The following is an 18,395-nucleotide window of genomic DNA, read 5'->3' on the forward strand; positions in this document are numbered from 1 at the left end:
AGCCGAGGAGGGCGACGGGGTTGACGCCGCCGACACCGTACGGGCTTCGGTCAGTACGCGATGCCGATCGCCCGGTGGATCGTCGCGGGGTCGCCTACCGCGGTGAGCATGGCGTGGGCCACGTCGGCCCGCGAGATCGTGTAGCCGCGAACGACGTTGCCGCCGATGGTGGTGCGGTACCGGCCGGTCATCGTCTTGTTCACCAGCTTCGGCGGCCGTAGCACCGTCCATTGCGCCTGGCTGTTCGCCATCGCGTGCTCCATGGCACGCAGGTCCGCGTACAGCTCTCTGAGCAGGGCACTGATGGCCGGCAGAACAAGGCGGCGGTTGAGGAAGCTGTCCTCGTCCGGTGTCGGGCCGACCGGAGCGGCGCTGACCGCGACGAGTCGGTGGACACCTTCGGCGTGCATCGCGCTCAGAATCGCGCGCGTGGCGGTGGAGGCGACCGGCCCGTCGTGGCGCCCGCGCGGGCCCACACCGGACAGGACGGCGTCGCTGCCGCGCACCACGGGGCCCAACGCGTCGGCGTCGTCGAGCGTCGGCACCGTCGTGACCTCCAGTGCCGGGTGTCGCACGTCGAGGCGGGCCGGGTCGCGGACGACCGCGGTCACGGTGCAGCCGCGGTCGAGTGCCTGCCGTACGACGTGACTGCCGATTCCCCCGGTGGCACCGAAGACGGTCATCCTCATCATCATCCTCCAAATGTGGATCGCCGTAACTGTTACCGTAGCGGACAATAACGAGGACGTACAATATCGGGGTGTTCGACGACTCCGCACCTGGCACAGACCGGCCGCTGGCCGGGCGGGCCAATTTTCTGCTGTCACAGCTCGGGTTCCACATCGCGCAGACGTTCGCGGCCAGGCTGGCGCCGCTGGGCATCGCGCCGAACCACTTCGGGCTGCTCATGCACCTGGAGCGAAGTGAGGGCAACACCCAGCAACAGCTCGCTGACGCGCTGGGCATCCACCGCAAGGTCATGGTCGGCCTGCTCGACGACCTCGAGCAGCGCGATCTGGTCGAACGTCGTCGGCATCCCAGCGACCGTCGTGCCCACGCCATCCACCTGACCGAAGCCGCGCGCCGGCTGCTACCCCGCGCTCGCCGGGTCGCCGACCAGCACGAGGACGAGATCCTCACCCCGCTCGACACCGGCGAACGCGCCCAGCTTGTCGCTGTCCTGCAGCGACTCGCCGCGCACACCGGAAACCCGGCCGGCGTCCACCCGGGCCTGCGCCAGCCGGCCGCCCGTTCTCGCCACCCCGAGGGCTCGTCGGGTTCCGCATAGCGCCGCGCTCTCGCAGCGCCAACGTCCGCTGGGCCGACTCCAGCGATGGTGCAGCCGAAGCGGCTCAGCTCGTGAAAGCCCAGCGAGCCTGACGCTTCGGCCCTCGCCGAGCGTTACCTGCGAGCGTCGGTCGGGTCGTCCGCGACGAAGTCGCGGATGGCGGCGTGGATGGCCTCGCCGTACGGGTCGTCCGGCAGGTGTACCAGGTGTTCGGTGGCCCGCGCGAGGTGCTCCCGGGCCTGGGCGGGATTGCCCAGTCGTCGGTGGCAGTCGGCCAGGTTCAGGTGCAGCGACGGAAGGAACGCCTGGACCTGGAGCGAGGACAGGTGGCGTTGGGCGCGTTCGTCGGTCAGGTCGGACACGGCGGCCAGGGCCCGCTCGTCCCAGCTCAGCTCCGCCTCGGTGGTGTCCTGGAGATCGGCGAGGTAGTGGGCGAGGGTGCAGCGGTGGAAGGCGTCGCCGGTGGGGCCGATCTCGTCCCACAACGCGGTGAGGGCGTCGCGGGCCGGGCCGTGCTGCCCTGATCGGCCGAGCTGCACCGCCTCGCCGATACGGGTCATTGTCGGGTCGGGAGTCGGTTGGTCGTCCATGTCGCCGATGGTCGAGCCTCGACCCGGTCGAGGGTCAAACCGCTGCGGCGGCGAGCCCGACGAGGTGTCCTTCGGGGTCGGTGAAGAAGCCGACGACCAACGTCCCGTCCGGGTTGGGGTGCGGCCCCGACACTCGGGTGCCGCCGAGATGCTCGGCCTGCTGCAACGCGACCTCGACATCTCCGACTGAGACGTAGAACAACGTGCGACGTGGATATTCAGCGCCGCCACCGACACCGCCCGGGATCCCACCACCGTCGGGGTGGACGAACCCGTAGTTGCCCGGCGCCGAGACCGCCTCGGCGGCGTCGCCCGCGACGTCGAACTGCCAGTCGAAGAGCTTGCCGTAGAAACCGCGCAACCGTTGCGGATCGGTCCCGATGATCTCGAAGTGCACCACTGGGTTTCCCATGGTCTCTCCTTCGCTCCCGTTTGCGAGACCGTAACGGTCGTGGTTGCTAAAAACAACCGCAGGGGAGCGATTAACATCTACGGCAATCGGTGCGGGGAGAGGGGCCGACATGCCGACCAGCCGCAGCTACGGTGACGCCTGCGGGATCGCCCGCGCCCTCGACGTCGTCGGGGAGCGGTGGGCGCTGCTCGTCGTCCGCGAACTCCTGCTCGGGCCGCAGCGCTTCTCCGACCTGCGCCGGGCGCTGCCGGCGGTCAGCTCCAACATGCTCACCGACCGGCTCCGCGAGCTGGAGGGCCATGGCGTGGTGCGTCAGCGCCGACTGCCGCCCCCTGCGGCCTCGATGGTGTACGACCTCACCGAGTCCGGCCGTGAGCTGGAGCCGATCGTGCTGGCGCTCGGTGGCTGGGGAATCCGCGTACCCCTGCCCCCGGCTCCGACGCACCTCAGCGCGACCTCGGTGTTGCTGTTCCTGCGCGGCTCGCGGCGCCCGAGCCGACCGGCGGCACCGGCCACCTACCGGTTCGAACTCACCGGACAGGTGTGGACGATCCGCACCCGGGACGGGCAGGTCCACGTCGAGCCCGGCGAGCCAACTCACCCCCACGCCGGCCTGCGCACCGACCCCACCACGCTCAACCGCCTGCTCGACGGGTCCACCGCACTGGCCGCCGCCGTCAGCGCCGGCGCGGCGGTTGTCAGCGGGGACGAGGCCGCGCTACGCCGACTCCTCGAGGTGCGGGCCGCGGATCGTCGGCCTGGCGCTCGGGTCGGTGAAGCGGAGGCGATAGACCGCGGGCAGCAGATCGCGCACCGATGAGGTTTGCGCGCCGTGCCCGTCTGTACGTGTGAGATCGACTGACGAGAGGCTGGCACGATGCGGAAACTGATCTTCGCTATGAACCTGAGCCTGGACGGCTACATCGCCGCGCCGGGCGGCGACCTCGGCTGGAGCGTACCGAGCGACGAGCTGTTCCAGTGGTGGTCCGACCGGGTGGGAGCGACCAGCCTGGCGCTGTACGGGCGCAAACTGTGGGAGGGGATGAGCTCCCACTGGCCCACGGCCGACCAGCAGCCCGGCGTCACACCGGCGGAGATCGAGTTCGCCCGCCGCTGGCGGGACATGCCGAAGGTGGTGTTCTCCTCGACGGCCCGCACCGTCGACTGGAACACCCGCCTGGTCGTCGGCGACGTGGTCACCGAGATCACCCGGCTCAAGGCCGACGACGGCGGCCCCATGGACATCGTCGGCGCCACACTTGCCGCAGGGGCCATGCGGGCCGGGCTGATCGACGAGTACGTGCTGCTCACCGCACCGACCTTGCTGGGCGGCGGCACGCCGTTCTTCACAGCCCTGGACAACTGGGTGAACCTGAACCTGGTGGAGACCCGGACGTTTCCCGGCGGCGTGCTACTGACCCGATACGAGACGAGGCGATGAGCACGGGCCAGGCCCTGTGTGATCACCGTGTCGGCGGCAGGTCCAGCCATGGCTTGTCGGCGGCCTCGAATCCGGTGAGTTCGGCGATCCTCCCGTCGACGATGTGCAGGACCGCGATGGCGAACAGCCGGTACTCCGGGTCGTCGGGGGTGCGGAGGTACAGCGCAGCGGCAGGCATGCGGTTGACCGTCGTGGGGATACCGCGCCAGTCGTCGTGGCCGCGCTGGAAGAGCCCACCGGAGACCCAGCCGTCCACCGCCTCCTTGGCGGTGGTGGTCACGGTGCCCGGATCGGGCAGCATCGCGAAGCGCAGGCTGTCGCGCAGGAGGGACGTCAGCCCGTCGAGGTCGTTGCGCTCATGGGCCCTGATGTACGACCTCACTGCGGCGCGCTCGTCATCCGACAACTCGTGCGTGGCGGGACTCCGCCAGTCGAGGCGGCGGTCGGGCAGCTGCTCACGCATCGTCACACGAGCCCGCTGCAGTGCGCTGGTCACCGATGCGACGGTCAGCTCGAGAGCGTCGGCGGCCTTCGACGCCGGCCAGCCGAGGACGTCGCGCAGGATGAACACCGCCCGCTGCCGCGGCGGCAGGTGCTGGACGGCGACGATGAACGCCAGCTCGATCGTCTCCCGTGCCACCACCGACTCCTGCGGGTCCTCGGGGAGCATCCGGTCGGGGTACGGCTGCAGGTACGGCACCTCGGAGTCGGGGTCCGGCAGCCCGGACGGTACGGGTGTGCGGTCGTTGCGTTTCTGCAGGAAGTCGAGGCAGGCGTTCGTCGCGATCCGGTACAGCCAGGTCCGCAGGGCCGCGTGGCCCTTGAACGACTCCCGCTTGTGCCACGCTCGCAGGAACGTCTCCTGCGTCAGGTCCTGAGCGTCCTCGTAGTTCGCGAGCATCCGGTAGCAGTGCACCTGCAGCTCACGCCGGTGGCGCTCGGTCAGGAGCGCGAACCGCCCGGAATCCTCCGCGCGGACCGCAGCGATGAACGTGGCCTCGTCGGCGCCCAGCCGTCTGGCGTCGGTCATGGTCGTTGATCCTTCCACCGGTGCGAGAGGGGCCGACAGAACTGACGACGGGGCGGAGGATTTCTCATCGGTGCGCGGCCGGCGCGGTGAGTGCGGCCAGGGCGTTTCATCTCGTCGACGGTCCGGATGACCCGGCAGGGCGGGGCCTGGGCCCTGATCTGCCGGGTCAGCGGCCGTCGACCGTCCGGTCCGCCGCCGGGGGATTGACGGCGCCGGTGCTCTCCCGGCGGGCCCGTCAGCCCCGGGCGGCGATGACGTCGAGCACCGAGCGGACGGACGTCGGGCGGTGCCCGATGAGGGTCTGAAGCGTCGGGTCGGTGACGGCGAACTCGCCCCGGCGAGCCGCACGGTACATGCCGAGGGTGAAGTCGGCCGCCGCCGCGGGGAGGCCCCGTGCGATGGCATCGGCCCGCCACTGGTCGTCATCGGCGACGACGCGCCTGACGGTCCGGCCCGTGATGGCACTCAGGACGCCGGCCACCGCTTCGAGGTCGAGCATCTCCGGCGCGGTCAGCGGGGCAGTGACCCCGTCGAGCGCGCCGTCCTCGGTGAGGGCGACGGCCGCGGCCTCGGCCAGGTCGGCGTGTGCGGTCCAGGAGACCGGACCGTCCGCCGGTGCCACGAGCTGACCGGTCTCCAGCGCCGTACCGATGGCGAAGCTGAGCGTGCTCGCGTAGAAGCCGTTGCGCAGGGCGGTGAAGGGAACACCCAGCCCGGCCAGGTGCTCCTCGGTCGCGGCGTGCGTGAGCTGGGCGGGGAAGAGCGAGTCCCTGGACGCCGCCTGGTGGCTGGTGTAGAGGATGCGCTTGGCTCCGGCGGCGTGGGCGGCGTCGATGGCGGCCAGGTTCGCGGTGACCGCACCGCTGCCGCGGATGGCGGCGGACACGACGAGGACCTTCTCGGCACCCTCGAAGGCGTGTCGCAACGTGGTCGGTTCGGTGAAGTCTCCGGCGCGGACCCGTACGCCGCGCGCGGCGAGAGCCGCGGCCCTGGTCACGTCGCGCACGCTGACACCCACGGTTTCGGCGGGAACCCGATCGAGGAGTCGGTCGACGATCTGGGATCCGAGCTGACCGGTGGCGCCGGTGATGACGATCATGATGAGCACTCCCTGTTATCGGTGTTATCGCTGCAACGTTAGCAATGATATTTCGAGGATAACAAGTTGCTGTTAGCATTGATTCATGACTCCGGCGCAGGACACGGCATCCCGGGACGACGTACGGCTCGGCATCGTCACCGCAGCCAGCCAACTGCTGCGTGACAAGGGCGCGAACGCGGTGACGACGCGAGCCGTGGCCGAAGCCGCAGGTGTGCAGGCACCCACCATCTACCGTCTGTTCGGTGACAAGGACGGCCTGATCGATGCCGTCGCGGAACACGTCATGGCCACCTACGTCGCCGCCAAGGCGACTGCGGTGCAAGCCGCCGAGACTGACCCCGTGGCGGACCTGCGCCACGGATGGCGGGTGCACGTCGAGTTCGGCCTGGCGAATCCTGAGCTGTACGCGCTCATCGGCACGCGAGGGCGCGGCGGGCCGTCACCGGCGACCGCCGCGGGCATCGAGGTGCTGCGCACCCGCGTACGACGACTGGCCGCGACCGGCCTGCTGCGGGTCGACGAGCAGCGGGCCCTCATGATGATCCACGCCGCCGGCAACGGCACCATCCTCGCCCTCCTGGCGACGCCCCCGCAGCAGCGCGACAGTGGTCTGAGTGACGCCATGTTCGAGGCGGTGCTCGGCAGCATCCTGGTGAGCACCCCGGCGACACCCGACACGACCGTGCGGGCGGTGGCGGTCACCTTCGCCACGGTGGTGCCCGACCTCCCGGGGCTCAGCGACGCCGAACGCGCGCTCATGACGGAGTGGCTGCGCCGCTCGCTGGGAATATGACTCGACGGGGGACTGCTCGGCTTGTAGCTTGCAGCTGACCGTGACACCGCCCGAGGAGGTGAGACCCATGAACGCTGTATCGATGTGGGTGCTCCCCCTCCCGTCATGGCCGAGCGACTGACGTAGGTGTCGCCGGGAGCGCCTCGCCAACAAGGCACTCTCGAAGGACGACACCATGCCTGCTCTGCACGTCCCCGCCGACCGCGCACCCCTGGACTTCGACGTGATCATCGTCGGATGCGGGCCCACCGGTGCCATGCTCTCCGCCGAACTACGGCTGCACGAGGTACGGGTCCTCGTACTGGAGAAGGAGACCGCGCCCACGTCGTTCGTCCGCATCGTCGGCTTGCACATTCGCAGCCTTGAGCTGATGGCGATGCGCGGTCTGTTGGATCGCGTCCTCCCGCACGGACGACGGCGTCCGGCCGCCGGCTTCTTCGCCGCCATCGCCAAACCCGAGCCCAAGGGCCTGGATTCCGCGTACGCCTATCTGCTGGGTATTCCGCAGCCGGTCATCGTGAACCTGCTCGAAGAACACGCGATCGCACTGGGCGCGCAGGTCCGGCGCGGTTGCGCGGTCGCCGGTCTCTCGCAGGACGACGAGGGCGTGACCACCACACTGGCCGACGGGGAACGGCTGCGGTCGCGCTATCTCGTCGGCTGCGACGGTGCGCGCAGCACGGTACGCAAACTGCTCGGTGTCGGCTTCCCCGGCGAGCCCGCACGGACCGAGACGCTGATGGGCGAGATGGAAGTAGGCGCGCCACCGGAGGAGATCGCCGCGAAGGTGGCCGAGATCAGCGAAACTCGTCGCCCCTTCTGGCTCCGGCCCTTCGGCAACGGGGTCTACAGCGTCGTGGTCCCCGCCGCAGGGATCAGCGACCGGGCGGAGCCACCCACCATCGACGACTTCCAACAGCAGTTGCGCGCCATCGCCGGGACCGACTTCGGTGTGCACTCCCCGCGCTGGCTGTCCCGCTTCGGAGATGCCACCCGGCTGGCCGAACGGTACCGGGTCGGGCGGGTGCTGCTGGCCGGCGACGCGGCACACATCCATCCACCCATCGGCGGGCAGGGCCTCAACCTCGGCGTACAGGACGCCGTCAACCTCGGCTGGAAGCTGGCCGCACAGGTCCGGGGCTGGGCGCCGGACACGCTGCTGGACACCTACCAGGCCGAACGTCATCCGGTCGCCGAGGACGTGCTGGACAACACCCGCGCCCAGACCGAACTGCTGTCCCCCGAACCGGGCCCACAGGCCGTGCGCAGGCTGCTCACCGAACTGATGGACCTCGACGAGGTGAACCGCCATCTGATCGAGAAGATCACCGGGATCGGCATCCGGTACGACTTCGGGACGGGCTCGGACCTGCTCGGCCGCCGCCTGCGCGACATCGAACTGAAACAGGGCAACCTCTACGGTCTGCTGCATGGCGGCCGGGGCCTGCTGCTGGACCGTACCGAACGCCTGACCGCCGACGGCTGGTCGGACCGGGTCGATCACCTGGCGGATCCCACCGCCGAGTTGGACGTCCCGGGTGTCCTGCTCCGCCCCGATGGCCACGTCGCCTGGGTCGGTGAGGACCAACGGGATCTGGACGAGCACCTCTCCCGCTGGTTCGGCGAGCCCGCCCACTGATCTCGGGCCGGCAGCCTCGACGTCGAGATTGAGGAGGGCCCAGACCTGCCAACGGCGACTGGCGTGTTGGCTGTCACGACGGATCGGTGTTCGTGTCGTACTCGTCGTGCAGCCGCCACCACTGGTAGGGCTGGGTCTGCGGCCAGCCTTCCGGCGAGTCCTCCCAGGTCTCCTGGCGGCCGTACGGCGTCAGGTCGAGGAAGGTCCAGTTACTGCCGAGCCGCTCCACGCCCCGGGCGGTGGTGGTGTAGGTGCGGAAGATCCGGTCGTCGACGCGGAGGAAGACGTTCAGCGCGAAACCGTCACCGGTTCCCATGTCGGCGTTGAAGCTGTTGTTCAGCGACGAGTACCAGGGCAGCTCCCAACCCATTCGCCGCCGCAACGCCAGCAGGTCGTCCAGTGGGCCATGGGACGTCAACGCCAGGGTGACGTCGCGGGCGTTGAGGTGGGCCGGGTGTCCGACGTTGTCGGTGAACAACGAGCAGCCGGAGCAGACGGAGTCGCCGCCGTGCCACATGAAGGTGTACACGATGAGCTGGCGGCGGCCCTGGAACAGGTCACGCAGAGTGGCTGGCCCGCTCGGGCCCTCGAACACGTAGTCCTGCTCCACCGGCGTCATCGGCAGTCGGCGACGCGCCGCGGCCACTGCGTCGAGCTGGCGGGTGAGTGCCTTTTCCTGGACGCGCAAGGTGTCCACCGCGTCTTGCCAGTCCTCGGTCGGCACGATCGGCGGGTGGTTCATGAGGGCCTCCTTCGTCGTGGGGGACAGGGGCAGTCCGTTCCTTGAGGGGGTGGACTGACGTGACGCTAACAGAGTCAGTTCCTTGAAGGAACTACCTTGCGTATCGTGGTCCCATGCAGCGAACGCAGTTCGGCGCCATGGCATGCTCGATCGCCCGCACCCTCGACGTCATCGGTGAGCCGTGGTCTCCGCTGATCCTGCGGGACGTCTACGCCGGCACGCACCGCTTCGAGCAACTCCAGCGAGGCCTCGGCATGTCCCGCAAGGTGCTCGCCGAGCGGCTGAACTGGCTTGTCGAACAGGGCGTCCTGACCCGGCGTGAGTATTGCGCCCGGCCGGTCCGGCACGAATACCTGCTCACCGACAAGGGCCGGGAGCTGTGTGACCTGCTGCTCGTCATGGTGCGGTGGGGTGACCGGTGGACGGCGGGCGAGGCCGGCCCGCCGGTGCTCTACCGCCACCACGCCTGCGGCAAGATCAGCCACGTGGAACTACGGTGCTCGGAATGCGAACAGCCGATGCGGGCCACGGACATCGATCTGTTGCCCGGGCCGGGCGCCCACCCAGGAGCTTGACCACCGGATCTACGCGGTCCTGCTGCCGAACCCGTGCCTGGTTCGATCGCTGGCTCCAGCCCTTACCCGGGGGGCATGAGAGCAGTCGCCCAACGCGGAGTCCCGATCGGACTGTCAGGATGAGGCTTCGTAGCGGGCGGCGATCGAGGCTGCGCGGCTGCGTAGGGAGGTGCGCAACCACTGCGGGGCCAGGGCTTCCGCGTTCGTGGCGAGCTGCCAGAGCGCCCATTCGGCGTGTCTCGGATCTTGGAAAGTCACCTCCAGCCGCACCCAGCCGTCCGCATCGGTCTCCTCGGTGCGGACGGCCAGTGCGGTGCCCACCAGGTCCTCCCGCCGCGCCGGGTTCACCCGTACCAGCACGCTGACCTGGTCGCCACCGGTCCGAAACTGGGTGCTGCGTTCCTGCCAGGCCCAGTCCAGATCGACCTGGTCTGGCCGCTGTGCGGGTTCGGTGAGTTCCTCGGCGGCCACGATTCGGGACAGCCGGTAGGTGCGGTCCGCGCCAGACCTCGTGGCCAGCAGATAGCCCTGGTCGCGTACCGTGACCAGGCCGATCGGGTCAACAGTGCGCCACTTCGGGGTCTGGTCCACAGCCGCGTAATGGATGCGCAGCTTGTGCCCGGCGAACACCGCACGTCGGACCTCGGCCACCACGGCGTCGGGCACTTCGTCGGGCACCAGCCGGCGCGACAGCAGGTCGGTCTGCGGGTCGATGAGCAATCGTTGGACCGCGCCGGCCGCGGTGGTCCGGTAGCTCTCGGGCAGCGCGTCAACCACCTTGCGCATGGCCGAAGCGAGCGCTGGGCCGAGGCCGAATGCCTGAGCGCCGCGCCGCGATCCGGCGACCAGCAGGGCGAGCGCCTCGTCGTGGCTCAGCCCGGTGAGCTCGGTCCGGAAGCCGGGCAACAATGCGAAACCGCCGTGCCGACCGCGTTCGGCGTGCACCGGGACGCCCGCGGCGGACAGCGCCTCGATGTCGCGCAGCACCGTGCGGGTGGACACCTCCAGCTCGCGGGCCAGCGTGGCCGCCGACAGCCGCCCGCGTTGGCGCAGCAGCAGCACCAGCGAGACCAACCGGTCTGCACGCACCCGAAAACTCTACCGAAATATGCGACACAAGGTGTCGTGATTCTTTGGCAGCCTCGTCACCACGGCGTCGACGACGGTGGCTTCGAACCGGTAGGCGTGCGTACTCCCCGAATGAATCGAATGGAGCTGATATGGCAGTGCAGCGAACGGCAGTCAACCCCGTGACGTGGTCGTTGGAGATGGGATTCAACCAGGGTGAGCTCGTCTCCGGGCACACCCGGACCCTGTACTGCTCTGGACAGACCGCGATGAGCGACGACGGCAAACCCCAGCACGACGGTGACATGGCCGCACAGTTGGCGCTGAGCCTCGACAACCTGGAGGCCGTGCTCGACAAGGCCGGTATGTCCCTCGCGAACCTCGTCCGGCTCAACGTCTACACCACCGACGTCGACCTGCTCTTCCCGCACTACGGCGTCCTGGCATCGCGGTTGGGCACCGCCGGGGTGGCGCCGGCCACCACGATGCTCGGGGTGACACGGCTGGCGATCCCCGGCCAGATGGTCGAACTTGAGGGAACCGCTGTCGCGTGAGATGACCTCCCGTCGCTGGTGCTCGTGCCGGTTCCACCGACACGAGCATCAGGCAGGGTGTTGCGAGCCGAGCCGCTGATCCGTCCTCCTGCGGCAACCGATTATCGGATTGCCAGCAACAGTAATCCAATAATTAGCCACACAAAATGGGGCAAACGCTCCGTACATCATAATGACAGTTCTTGTGCGTAATGGATCAGCTTGGTGTGACTGCGGCCGGTCACCGCTTGCCCTGCCCCAACAGACATGGTCTGCCAGAATGACTTCCTCGGTCCGTGGGGCGTGTGGAGCCTCCGGTCGTGGATGGAGGAACGGCGTGGGCGTCGTGCGGGGGCAGGTGCTTGACGATGTCGCCGGCATGGTTCCGACGTTCCCCGCGCCGCAGTGCGTACGGGTAGCCGTCGACGGGGTCGACGGGGTGGGTAAGTCGACGTTCGCCGGCGAGTTGGCCGCGTCGCTGAGCGGCCGGGGACGTGACGTCGTGCACGTGTCGGCGGACGACTTTCATCACCGACGGGCGGTGCGGCATCGCCGGGGCCGGGATTCGCCGGAAGGCTTCTGGCTCGACAGCTACGACCACGAAGCCCTCGTCCACAACGTGCTGGAGCCGTTCGGCCCCGAGGGCTCACGCCGCTACCGTCCTGCTGTCCACGATCTTCGGACCGACGAGGTCCTGGATCCTGCGTGGCGGATCGCGGCGCCCGGCACCGTACTCATCGTCGACGGGCTGTTCCTGCACCGTGACGAGTTGGTGGAGTTCTGGGACTTCTCCGTTTTTCTCGACGCGCCGTTCACGGTCACCGTGGCACGGATGGCCGGACGTGACGGCTCGCACCCGGATCCTGACCATCCCAGCGTCGGCCGCTACGTCGGCGGACAGCGGCTGTACTTCGCCGCCTGCGCGCCGCACGAACGCGCGGACGTCGTCATCGACAACCAGGATGTGACCCGGCCGGTCCTCACCAGGGTCGACCTCGGCCGACGGGGATCGAGATGAGCGAGAACGAGCTCGCGTCTCTTCGACCGATTGCGGTGTTCGTGAGTTGTGGACCCGCCCTGTGTGGGGGCTGGCTCGGCTGAAGGGACGTCTCAGTCAGGGATTGATCAGTTTCCAGTCGCCTTCGGAGACGACCTCAACTGTGCCACCGACCACCTTGACGGCGGTGTTGTCGTCGATGGCGTAAGTCGGGACCGGGATTCCGGACGCCCACTTCTGGATGGTGGACAGCTCGGTGTCCGCCATGTCCGGGTGGTTGAGGTGGGGGTACAGCGTGAAATCCACAAGCCCCAGCGCCCGGTCGGCACCCTGCGCCATGTCACTGCCGTCAGGGACGAATTCGAGGTCGAATTCGGCGTCGCAGTTGTACGGGGTGACCGCGATGCTTCCGGCGCTGACCCCCACGTAGACCGTGTCACTCAGCGACGGCAGGAGGTCGGCCAGGCCCGACTGGCGCAGCCAGTAGGTCAGGTACAGCACGTCGCCGCCCCAGACCAGGAGGGCATCGGCCTCCCGGACCGCCGGGACCCAGTTCTCTTGTCGAATGGTCGGCAGCGCGGTGAGCTCCAGAATCCCCAGAGATTTCCAACCGAGCTGGGACAGCGGGATCGAAGCCCGGCCGTGGATCGCCGTCCACGCCCGCTCGGCTCCGCCGGGGAAGGGGTAGACACCGGTGGGGACGAACAGGGCCGTGGCCTCGGCGATCGGCTTGCCCAGCAGGTCGACGAGCGCGTTGGAGATGCTCGGGTTGCAGATGCCCGACGACGTGAGAAGAAACTTCATCGAATCCGCTCTCCTGAAGGCCACCACCTGACGGCGATCATGCTGCCCGTGCGGACCAGCATCCCAGGTCGTCAACCCGAGCGACAATCGCTGGATCATCCGCTGGCGGCCGTCCGCACCGGATAGCGCAGGTGAAGCACCCGGTTGCCCTGGATCACCACGTCCGGATCCACCAACAGGTGCTGCGCGTCGACCGACCCGAAGTAGCGCTTGCCGGACCCGAACACGACGGGTACGACGTCCATGCGCACCTCGTCGACCAGGCCCGCGGCGAGCACCTGGCCACCGACGTCGCCAGCGGCGACCTCGACGATGCGGTCACCCGCCAGCTCCCGCGCCGTGGCCACGGCTGCCTCGACGCCGTCCACGAAGTGAAACGGCGCCTCGGGATCCCAGCCCTCGGGCTGCGGCCGGTGCGTCACGACGACCACGTGGTCGATCCCGCTCGGTGGCTTCCCGTCCCAACCGTCGGTCATGTCGAAGACGTGGCGGCCGGCGATCGTGACTCCGATCTGGTCCCAGTACGGCCGGGTGTAGTCGTAGGACGTCTGCGACACCGTCAACGCGCCGCTCTCGTCCAACGGGACGTCACCGCTGGACAACCAGTCGAACAGCGGCCCGGGCTGGTCTTTGGCGTCGGCGATGAAGCCGTCCACCGACACCGAGCCGTACATGACCACCTTGCCCACGGGGCTCTCCTCTGCTCTGGGAGCCCTCACGTTAGCGTGGCGTGAGCTGGCGTTCTTGTAGGAAATCAATCGGTCGGCAGCGGCCAGTTGTCCAGCACGTGGCCGGGATGTTCGCGCAGGAACCGCCGCCGGACTTCGACGTAGCGGGTCGGCGTGAGCCCGGTGAACGCCCGGAACTCGTGGCCGAAGTGGGCCTGGTCGAAGTAGCCGGCACCACCGGCGAGGTCGCCCCAGTCGATCGGGCCGGCAGGGTCGATCGAGAGCACGGTGGCGGCGAAGCGGTAGGTGCGGGCCAACCGCTTCGGTGTGACGCCGATGAGTTCCTTGAACCGCTGCGCCAGGTGGGTGCTGCTGACACCGACTGCCGCCCGCACGTCGCCGATCGCCACCGCCCCGCTGGTCGCCGCGATGACGCTGCTCGTGTGGCGGACCAGCCCCAGACCGGTGGTCTCGCACAGCCGTCGCAGCAACTCGTCCTCAAGCAGCGTCAACATCTCGCCCGGCCCGGCCGCCGCGGCCAGTCGGTCCCGCAACTCAGCGATGGCGGGTCGGCCCCAGACCTGCTCCACCGTCACCGGTCGGTCACACAGCTCGGCCGCCGGCATCGGCAGGAACGGTGCCAACCCCCACGGCTTGAAGTGCACGCCGACGGACCGGGTCCAGGGTGGGTAGCCGAACTCCCACGCGCGGGTGGGCATGGTGACCACACAGCCGTCGGCGTAGTCGCCCGTCTCGACGTCGGCGCCGCCCCGAATGCGGAACGGCGCCCCGAGGTTGACGATGAGCAACGCCGACGGCGGCGGCAGCGTCAGCCGGGCGTACGGCGGCGCACCCTGCAGGTAGTAGAGGTCGTCGATCAGCCCGTCCAGCGGTGGTCGCGGCACTCTGGACACGTACTCCACGCCCACAGCATCGCCGACGCTCCGCCGGCATGGCGCGGCGGGATGGACCAGCTCGGACACGGCGCGGTACGCGGTCCGCCCCCTATCGCCCGTGGGCAGCCCGTGCGGCGGCGACCTCCGCGGACTGGCGCGCGCGCCACCTCTTCTGGGCCTCGCTGTTACACACTCGGCACACCTTGCGGTATCGACCGCTCGTGGGATCGATCTCCCGCTCGTGCCCGTTGCGGCAGAGCGGCTGCTGGGCGCGGTCTCGGCAGGTCTCGGCGTGGGTCACCTGGCGCAGATGGGTGGGTTCGATGCAGTCCGGCGTGCCACAGAGGTGGCGCACGTCCAGCTCGGGGTCGTAACCGCCCACGAAGACGACGTAGGCCGTGATGTGCGCCCACGCCCTCCCGGCCACCTTCTGGTGCACGCCCCGCTGGCTGCCGTAGCCGCGCACGATCAGACAGCCGTCGTCTCGCCGCACCGAACGACCGATGAGGTACGCGCGCAGGGTCTCCTCCGTGAAATGTCGGGACAGACCCGTCAGCTGCGACAGCAAGGCTAGGTCAGCGCCCCGACACGTTCCGTCCGGCAGCGGCGCCGAACGGGCCCGCGACGTCGGCCGACCCGTGGGCGGGCAGTGCGAGGAGGTCACGGGCGCCCTGCCGGAGCAGGGCCGCGGCGACGGAGGTGCCGAGGGTGATCGGGTCCGCCGCCCACTCGTGCACGTCGAGCACCGTCTTGCCGTCCAGGCTGATCACCCGTGCCCGCAGGCCGAGGCGGCCGTCCGGTTCGGTGCGGGCGAGCGCGGCGATGGGGGAGTGGCAGTTGCCCTGCAGGATGTGCAGCATGGTCCGTTCGGCCACGGTCTCCTGCTGTGCCCGTGGGTCGCCGAGGCTGGCGGCCAGGTCACGGGTCCGGGTGTCGTCGTCGCGGCACTGCAGGACGAGGGTGCCGGAGCCGACGGCGGGGACCATCGTGTCGACGTCGATCGGGTGGGTGATCCGAGCGGCCTGGCCGATCCGTCGCAGCCCGGAGACGGCGAGCAGCAGCGCGTCGTAGGTGTCGCCGGCGTCGAGTTTGGCCAGTCGGCTGTTCGCGTTGCCGCGGATGGGCACCGGCGTCAGGTGCGGCCAGTGCAGGGCCAACTGGGCGACCCGTCGTACCGCGGAGGTGCCGATCCGGGTGCCGGCGGGCAGGTGCTCGATCGGCAGGCCGGACGGGTGCACCAGGCAGTCCCGGACGTCGTCGCGGGCCAGGTAGGCGGCCATCACCGTCCCGGCTGGTGCCGGCCGGTCTCCGGGGACGTCCTTGACGCAGTGCACGACCAGGTCGACGTGCCCGGCGAGCAGCGCGGCGTCCACCTCCTTGGTGAACGCGCCCTTGCCGCCCAGCGCGGCCAGGTCGCCGTGCCAGCGGTCCCCGCTTGTGGACATCGACAGCACCTCGACGGAGATGTCGGGGTGCTGGTCGGCGAGCATCGCGCGGACCCGTTCGACCTGGGCGAGCGCCATCGGGGAGTTGCGGGTACCGATGCGCAGCAGGCGGGAGTCCGGCATACCGGCGAGGGTAGTCCTGCCCGGGCGGCGGCGAGCAGGCCGGTCGGCAGGTCGACACCTACCCTGGTCACCGTGACCACACAACGGCTCCGGGTCGCCGCGTACGCGGTGTGTCTGCGCGACGATCGTCTGCTGCTCGCCCGTTGGGTGTCGCCCGACGGGGCTCGGCGGCACTGGACGCTGCCGGGCGGAGGGGTCGAGCACACCGAGGATCCGTTCGACGCCGTCGTGCGCGAGGTCGCCGAGGAGACGGGGTACGAGGCGCGGGTCGAGCAGCTGCTCGGCGTGAACTCGCGGACCAGGCAGGTGCAGTCCTACGACGACCCGGGCGTTGTCGACCTGCACATGGTGGCGGTCTTCTACCGGGCCGCGATCGTCGGCGGTGAGCTTCGGCCCGAGACGGGTGGTTCGACCGACCTGGCGCAGTGGGTTCCGCTGGCGCAGGTCGTGACGGTGGAGCGTTCCGTCGTCGTCGACGTCGGTCTGGAGCTGCACCGCAGCGCGCCGCCCACCGGGCACCTGGAGCCGATCCACACGACCGGCCTGCTGCGGCACTGATCGGTTGGCCCCCTATGGTCGATGAGGTTGACTATCCAGATTGGGGCCACCCTGAACCGATTTTCTCAATCCCGGTGTCAGTACCTGGGCCCGAAGCCGGGCGTGTAGCGACCGGTTTCGAGGTTCACCGACTCACCGTGACCGAGGTCGACATGTCCGGGCGGCGCGGCCAGCTCCGCCGCTGTGTCGGCGGATGCACGGGCCGGTTCGGGGACCGTGCGGACGAACGGCGCGGGCGCCGGGCCGCCGGCTAGGTCCGACTGGGCCCGGCGGGCCTGGCCGCGGTCGTACCATGCCTCGCCGCCGGGCCGGCTGTGCGGAAACCCGGGCTTGCCGCGGCCGACTCCGGGGTTGCGGCCGGTGAGTTCTTCGGTCAGCGAGTTGTACGCGATGTCGGCCGGCTTGACGACGTACTCGTAGCCGCGGTCGATGGCCTTTCCCGGTATCACGGGCCCGACCTCGCGCGGTACGTGGTACTTCCGGATCACGTGCCGTTCCAGCCAGGCGTCGCCGAGAGTGCCGTACAGGTAGCGTTGCGCGTCTCGGAGAATGAGGCTCTCGGAGGATCCGATCTTCGCGTCCGACTGCCGCAGGGCGGTGACCGTCCACAGCGCTTTCTCGGCCAGGGCCTCCCACCGGGCCGGCGGGTAGTCCCGGCCGGGCACCGCGCCCGCCTTCTCCAGCGCCCAGTTGACCGTGTAGGACACACGGACGTTGTGCTCATGGTCGGCGGGGTTCGCGGGGATGAGCCGCTCGGCCTCGGTGGCTGGCTTGCGCTCGACGGCCACCCAGCCACGGATCTCCCGGCCGGCCCTGGTCAGGTCGGTCGGAATGGGCGCGGCCGGAATGGGCGCGGTCGGGATCGGTGTGGTCGGGATCGGTGTGGTCGGGATCGGTGTGGTCGGGATCGGTGTGGTCGGGGCGGCGTCGGCGGGTCGGCCTGGGCGCGGAGTCATCGTCGCCTCGTGCTTGAGCTGCCAGGAGTCCTGCGACACCCGCGCCGGCGGCGGGTCAACCCTGGGCGGCACCTCCGGCGGTCGCGGGCGATCGGTCGGCGACATGGGCCTTCCTAACGGCGGTGGGGGTCAAACGGTGGCTGGTGAGGCGGCTGGGGGATGTGCACCGGGGGCGGCGGGACGTGCACCGGTGCCGTTCGAGTTGGCTGCTGCCGCGGCTGGTCGGCCTTGCGAACCTCCGGTTTCGGGACGGGTCCGGCCTGGGTCGTGTCGGGCGGTCGCGGCGGTTCGGGCCCTCTGGGATGCACCGGTGCGATCAGCTTGCCGTCGGTCGTCGTCAGTTGACGGTTTGTCACCACGGAGACGCGGACGAGGATTCCCTCCTTCGCACCGACTGATTTGAGGGTCTTCTCGATGCTCTGCGCCTCGCTGCCCTTGCCGGTCCCGACGTTCTTCAGCCGCACGTCCAGGAGCACCGCGCCATGGCTGCCGGTTGCCTTGCGCTCGGCCGCGAGCTGCTTCACCTCCTGCGTGAAGACGCTCTGTAAACGCTGTAGGTCGACGCGTCCGTCGACACGGAACTGGTTGACATCCCTGGTCTCGTGCACGACGTGCGTGGCGTCGCGCCAGGTCCTGAGGTCGGCGTTGGGTGGGACGCCCTGCCGGTCGGCGCCGACCAGCCCGGGTTGCCGCGGACTGGCCGCGTCCAGCCTGGTTGGGCCGGCTCGGCCCGCG

The 18,395-nt window shown here is 69.6% G+C and carries 22 protein-coding genes and 1 pseudogene; 9 read left to right on the forward strand and 14 right to left on the reverse strand.

The annotated features are described in order from the left end of the window. Nucleotides 1-50 precede the first annotated feature (50 nt). Nucleotides 51-683, reverse strand: coding sequence for an NAD(P)-dependent oxidoreductase (locus tag ACGFIQ_RS30410; RefSeq protein ID WP_393248929.1), 633 nt, complete (start codon nt 681-683; stop codon nt 51-53). A gap of 77 nt (nt 684-760) precedes the next feature. Between ACGFIQ_RS30410 and ACGFIQ_RS30415 the strand changes: the two genes are divergently transcribed. Then, nucleotides 761-1,288, forward strand: a complete 528-nt coding sequence (locus ACGFIQ_RS30415; protein ID WP_393248930.1) for a MarR family winged helix-turn-helix transcriptional regulator — start codon at nt 761-763, stop codon at nt 1,286-1,288. Nucleotides 1,289-1,401: 113 nt separating this feature from the next. Here the strand turns inward: ACGFIQ_RS30415 and ACGFIQ_RS30420 are convergent, their stop codons facing one another. Then, on the reverse strand, nt 1,402-1,878 hold the full coding sequence (locus ACGFIQ_RS30420; RefSeq protein ID WP_393248931.1) for a tetratricopeptide repeat protein: 477 nt from the start codon (nt 1,876-1,878) through the stop codon (nt 1,402-1,404). 34 nt (nt 1,879-1,912) lie between these two features. Then, on the reverse strand, nt 1,913-2,290 hold the full coding sequence (locus tag ACGFIQ_RS30425) for a VOC family protein (RefSeq protein ID WP_393248932.1): 378 nt from the start codon (nt 2,288-2,290) through the stop codon (nt 1,913-1,915). A 109-nt stretch (nt 2,291-2,399) separates the two neighbouring features. Here ACGFIQ_RS30425 and ACGFIQ_RS30430 point away from each other — a divergent pair, with 109 nt between their 5' ends. Continuing rightward, entirely contained in the window at nt 2,400-3,110 is a 711-nt protein-coding gene (locus ACGFIQ_RS30430) for a winged helix-turn-helix transcriptional regulator (RefSeq protein ID WP_393248933.1), read from the forward strand. Between the two features lie 57 nt (nt 3,111-3,167). Next, complete coding sequence (locus ACGFIQ_RS30435) at nt 3,168-3,731, forward strand: dihydrofolate reductase family protein (protein WP_393248934.1); 564 nt, start codon at nt 3,168-3,170, stop codon at nt 3,729-3,731. 22 nt (nt 3,732-3,753) lie between these two features. Here the strand turns inward: ACGFIQ_RS30435 and ACGFIQ_RS30440 are convergent, their stop codons facing one another. Both ACGFIQ_RS30440 and ACGFIQ_RS30445 read right to left on the reverse strand, forming a co-directional pair. Then, nucleotides 3,754-4,761 (reverse strand): RNA polymerase subunit sigma-70, encoded by a 1,008-nt coding sequence (locus ACGFIQ_RS30440; RefSeq protein WP_393248935.1) that lies wholly within the window; start codon nt 4,759-4,761, stop codon nt 3,754-3,756. Between the two features lie 235 nt (nt 4,762-4,996). Next, nucleotides 4,997-5,860: an NmrA family NAD(P)-binding protein gene (locus tag ACGFIQ_RS30445; RefSeq protein WP_393248936.1), complete on the reverse strand. Its 864-nt coding sequence runs from the start codon at nt 5,858-5,860 to the stop codon at nt 4,997-4,999. An 85-nt stretch (nt 5,861-5,945) separates the two neighbouring features. On the opposite strand from ACGFIQ_RS30445, the gene ACGFIQ_RS30450 reads away from it, so the two are divergent. Beyond that, entirely contained in the window at nt 5,946-6,656 is a 711-nt protein-coding gene (locus tag ACGFIQ_RS30450; protein WP_393248937.1) for a TetR/AcrR family transcriptional regulator, read from the forward strand. Nucleotides 6,657-6,831: 175 nt separating this feature from the next. Next, nucleotides 6,832-8,295 carry a rifampin monooxygenase gene (gene rox / locus ACGFIQ_RS30455; protein ID WP_393248938.1) on the forward strand — a complete coding sequence of 488 codons (1,464 nt, stop codon included), beginning with the start codon at nt 6,832-6,834 and terminating at the stop codon, nt 8,293-8,295. Nucleotides 8,296-8,368: 73 nt separating this feature from the next. Here the strand turns inward: rox and ACGFIQ_RS30460 are convergent, their stop codons facing one another. Further along, nucleotides 8,369-9,037, reverse strand: coding sequence for a DUF899 domain-containing protein (locus tag ACGFIQ_RS30460; RefSeq protein WP_393248939.1), 669 nt, complete (start codon nt 9,035-9,037; stop codon nt 8,369-8,371). Nucleotides 9,038-9,150: 113 nt separating this feature from the next. Between ACGFIQ_RS30460 and ACGFIQ_RS30465 the strand changes: the two genes are divergently transcribed. Next, nucleotides 9,151-9,612 (forward strand): winged helix-turn-helix transcriptional regulator, encoded by a 462-nt coding sequence (locus ACGFIQ_RS30465; RefSeq protein WP_393248940.1) that lies wholly within the window; start codon nt 9,151-9,153, stop codon nt 9,610-9,612. A gap of 114 nt (nt 9,613-9,726) precedes the next feature. Here the strand turns inward: ACGFIQ_RS30465 and ACGFIQ_RS30470 are convergent, their stop codons facing one another. After that, complete coding sequence (locus ACGFIQ_RS30470) at nt 9,727-10,701, reverse strand: helix-turn-helix transcriptional regulator (protein WP_393248941.1); 975 nt, start codon at nt 10,699-10,701, stop codon at nt 9,727-9,729. A gap of 137 nt (nt 10,702-10,838) precedes the next feature. On the opposite strand from ACGFIQ_RS30470, the gene ACGFIQ_RS30475 reads away from it, so the two are divergent. Together ACGFIQ_RS30475 and ACGFIQ_RS30480 are read left to right on the forward strand one after the other, a co-directional pair. After that, nucleotides 10,839-11,234, forward strand: coding sequence for a RidA family protein (locus tag ACGFIQ_RS30475; protein WP_393249037.1), 396 nt, complete (start codon nt 10,839-10,841; stop codon nt 11,232-11,234). A 316-nt stretch (nt 11,235-11,550) separates the two neighbouring features. Continuing rightward, nucleotides 11,551-12,231, forward strand: coding sequence for an AAA family ATPase (locus tag ACGFIQ_RS30480; RefSeq protein WP_393248942.1), 681 nt, complete (start codon nt 11,551-11,553; stop codon nt 12,229-12,231). A gap of 96 nt (nt 12,232-12,327) precedes the next feature. Here the strand turns inward: ACGFIQ_RS30480 and ACGFIQ_RS30485 are convergent, their stop codons facing one another. The 5 genes from ACGFIQ_RS30485 to hemC all read right to left on the reverse strand — a co-directional run bounded on the left by ACGFIQ_RS30485 (nt 12,328) and on the right by hemC (nt 16,146). Next, nucleotides 12,328-13,014 carry a Type 1 glutamine amidotransferase-like domain-containing protein gene (locus tag ACGFIQ_RS30485; RefSeq protein ID WP_393248943.1) on the reverse strand — a complete coding sequence of 229 codons (687 nt, stop codon included), beginning with the start codon at nt 13,012-13,014 and terminating at the stop codon, nt 12,328-12,330. Between the two features lie 95 nt (nt 13,015-13,109). Next, the gene (locus ACGFIQ_RS30490) at nt 13,110-13,703 is read right to left on the reverse strand and encodes a dihydrofolate reductase family protein (RefSeq protein ID WP_393248944.1); all 594 of its coding nucleotides are present in this window, start codon (nt 13,701-13,703) and stop codon (nt 13,110-13,112) included. A 65-nt stretch (nt 13,704-13,768) separates the two neighbouring features. Next, the gene (locus ACGFIQ_RS30495; protein ID WP_393248945.1) at nt 13,769-14,605 is read right to left on the reverse strand and encodes a helix-turn-helix domain-containing protein; all 837 of its coding nucleotides are present in this window, start codon (nt 14,603-14,605) and stop codon (nt 13,769-13,771) included. A gap of 82 nt (nt 14,606-14,687) precedes the next feature. Beyond that, nucleotides 14,688-15,146, reverse strand: a complete 459-nt coding sequence (locus ACGFIQ_RS30500; RefSeq protein WP_393248946.1) for an HNH endonuclease — start codon at nt 15,144-15,146, stop codon at nt 14,688-14,690. A 7-nt stretch (nt 15,147-15,153) separates the two neighbouring features. Next, nucleotides 15,154-16,146 (reverse strand): hydroxymethylbilane synthase, encoded by a 993-nt coding sequence (gene hemC / locus ACGFIQ_RS30505; protein ID WP_393248947.1) that lies wholly within the window; start codon nt 16,144-16,146, stop codon nt 15,154-15,156. Between the two features lie 72 nt (nt 16,147-16,218). Between hemC and ACGFIQ_RS30510 the strand changes: the two genes are divergently transcribed. Then, nucleotides 16,219-16,704, forward strand: coding sequence for an NUDIX hydrolase (locus ACGFIQ_RS30510; protein WP_393248948.1), 486 nt, complete (start codon nt 16,219-16,221; stop codon nt 16,702-16,704). Between the two features lie 77 nt (nt 16,705-16,781). Here the strand turns inward: ACGFIQ_RS30510 and ACGFIQ_RS30515 are convergent, their stop codons facing one another. Together ACGFIQ_RS30515 and ACGFIQ_RS30520 are read right to left on the reverse strand one after the other, a co-directional pair. Next, nucleotides 16,782-17,765 (reverse strand): hypothetical protein, encoded by a 984-nt coding sequence (locus ACGFIQ_RS30515; RefSeq protein WP_393248949.1) that lies wholly within the window; start codon nt 17,763-17,765, stop codon nt 16,782-16,784. Nucleotides 17,766-17,773: 8 nt separating this feature from the next. After that, a pseudogene (locus ACGFIQ_RS30520) lies at nt 17,774-18,395 on the reverse strand (hypothetical protein); the annotation flags it as partial.

This window comes from Micromonospora sp. NPDC048898 (assembly GCF_043198035.1).
In the GTDB taxonomy this organism is placed as follows: domain Bacteria; phylum Actinomycetota; class Actinomycetes; order Mycobacteriales; family Micromonosporaceae; genus Micromonospora.